Source organism: Helicobacter sp. CLO-3 (assembly GCF_001854545.1).
Classification (GTDB): domain Bacteria; phylum Campylobacterota; class Campylobacteria; order Campylobacterales; family Helicobacteraceae; genus Helicobacter_B.
In genome coordinates this window covers 1-2,653 of the sequence record NZ_MLQN01000068.1, presented here as the reverse complement: position 1 = coordinate 2,653, position 2,653 = coordinate 1, and the positions used below count along the sequence as shown (strand labels likewise).

Below are 2,653 nucleotides of genomic sequence, written 5' to 3'. Positions count from 1 at the left end.
CAAGAAAATAAAAAACGCGCACGCCAGCCCCCCGCCCCACGCGCTCACTTCGCAAAAAGATTTTCGCCTCTATTTTTGGCGTGGTGGCGCTGGTGGAGGCGGTGATTTTCATCTCGCTTTTGATTTTGGCGGATAATGTCAGCCAAAAATGGGCGTTTGAGCATCTAAAAGAGGAGGCACAAAAGCTCGCCACGCAGATGAAAAGCACGGATTATTTGGCGTTTTGGGGGCAGTATCCTTATCGCATCTCGCTTATTGATGAGGGCGGCAAAGTGATTTATGACAATCGCTTAGAGCCAGCAAGCCTCTCAAATCACGCCGATAGAGAGGAGGTCAAAGCGGCTATCGCTGGGAATCCTAGCTATGTCGTGCGCGATTCTACTAGCGCGCATCAGCGCCTGCTTTATTATGCGGTGTATTTGCCCTCATATCATTTGGTGCTTCGGGTTTGCATGAGTCAGCGCGCGATTTATGCGGCGGGATTTTGGATTTTGGGCTATGTGGCGGCTGTGATGCTGCTGGCACTTTTGCTTAGCGCGCTTGTGGCTAGGTATCTCACGCGCTCTATCATAGCACCACTAAACAGCCTCGAATCGCTAGAATCCAAATCGTTCAAGCCGCCTTATAGCGAGCTTTTTGTGTTTTTTGACAAAATCATCGCGCAGAAAAAAAAGATAAAAAAAGCGAGTAAAATCATCGCGCGCCAAGAGAGGCAATTTCAAGCGATTAGCCAAAATATTAGTGAAGGCATCGTGCTTTTGGATGAGCATAAAAAGATTTTGTCATTTAATGACAAAGCGCTTATGATGCTGCCGCATTTGCGTGCGGGCGCTGTGGTGGGCGAGAACAGCGCGCGCGAGGCTGGCGAAATTGCTAGCGAGTTTGGCGCGCCAAAAATGCAGAATCTAGATTCTAGCAAAAATAATGCGCGCGATAAAAACAGCGCGGACACCATCACTGACACCATCGCCGATACAGAAGGCATTTTTGCTAGCATCGATTTCTCTAGCGCCAAAGCACAGGCGCAAGACATACAAATACAAGGCTGTGATATCGAGATGATAGCCCTCCCAGTGCTTGGCAAAAGCAAGGCAAAGGCGTTTGTCGTGCTGCTGCTTGATAGAAGTGAGAAAATCCAAAACCAGCGCTTGCGCCGCGAGTTTAGCGCGAATGTGACGCATGAGCTAAAAACGCCGCTAAGCACCATAATGGCGAGCAGCGAGATGATGAAGCAGGGCATGATAGCGCAAGGCGACATCGCGGCTTTTAGCGGCAAAATCTATGAGAAATGCAAGCGGTTGCTGGATATCATCAATGATATTTTGAAGCTGTCGTTTTTTGATGAAGGGGGTGTGCTCGAAAAATCGCGAGTGTGTCTCAAAGAAAGCGCGCAAAAGGCGCTAAATGCGCTATCTCCGCTTATCACCCAAAAACGCATACAAGTGCGGCTAAACGCGCAAGATGATGAGAATCTAGCGATTTTTGGCGTGCCAAATCTCATCGAAGACATGCTCTATAATCTCTGCGAAAACGCTATCAAATATAATCACGAGGGCGGAAAACTAGAGGTTTCTATCTATAAAATGCGAGAATCTGGCGCGCGAAATTTTGGTGTGCGAGAATCTGATATGCGCGTTTTTGGCGCGCGAGAATCTGGCGTGCAAGAAATCGATAAGATTCTGCCAGCGCCTTTTGTGAAAATCGCTGGGAAAAATGCTTCACAAATCGCGCCAAAATCCACCTCAAAATCTACCGGCTTACAAGCCTTTGGCGCGCATAATAAAAACAGCACAAAAATTTGCATCCACATAAAAGATGATGGCATCGGCATCCCGCTAGATGAGCAAGAGAAGGTGTTTGAGCGGTTTTATCGCGTGGATAAAAGTCGCAGCAAAAAGCTCGGCGGCACTGGGCTTGGGCTATCAATCATTAAGCATATAGCGCTCTATCATGGCGCGCAGATTCTGCTAAAAAGTGAAGAGGGCAAAGGCTGCGAAGTGGTGATAATATTTGACGCGGAGGATTGAGGCATAGCGCAGATTTTGACGCGTTTTGCGCGTTTTTGATATGTTTTGATGCATTTTTTATGGGCGGCTTGCAAAATTGCCAGAATCTAAATGCGCAATGAAAGCAATGTCTAGCCAAGATTGCGCTTTTTTGCAGACCAAGCCATAAACAGTTCATAAGATTATATCAATTTCGCTATAATATATAGGTTGGTTTTGACTGGTTGCATTATATTTCAAAAGCTGGAATTAATGCAAAAACAAATAGTATTCTATCTTTGATTTGCGAAACACCCAAGGAGTTTTAAGATGCTAAAAGAAAAAATCAGGCGCAAAATTCATGGTTTTTTTGGTATTAATCGCGTGTGTGCTAAATTCGATGAAGCAAACAAAAATGCACACTCAATCCAAGCATTGCAGATTCTATCCTTTCTTGATTTGCCTGAAAAAATCAAGCAAGAATTGGCATTGCAGTTTTACCCAAAGCCAAACAATGGAGTCATCACGCTAACATGCGAACAATCCCGCCAAAACGCCAAACGCTACCTTTCACTCGTGCGCCCTATGGTGTCGGCATCTTTGAAGCTTACCCGCGTGGGTGATAATAACGATGGCGGATATGTGATGCTTGCCCCCCCCCCCCCACA

2 protein-coding genes are annotated in these 2,653 nt (G+C 46.2%); both read left to right on the top strand.

Going from position 1 to position 2,653, the window contains the following annotated elements; all coding sequences use genetic code 11:
- Window positions 1-101 precede the first annotated feature (101 nt).
- A complete protein-coding gene (locus BKN38_RS12205; protein WP_143000294.1) occupies window positions 102-2,027 on the top strand; it encodes an ATP-binding protein in 1,926 nt (641 codons plus the stop codon).
- 288 nt (window positions 2,028-2,315) lie between these two features.
- Window positions 2,316-2,653 (top strand): hypothetical protein (locus tag BKN38_RS10015; RefSeq protein WP_083329112.1); only part of this gene is annotated, 338 nt, incomplete at its 3' end.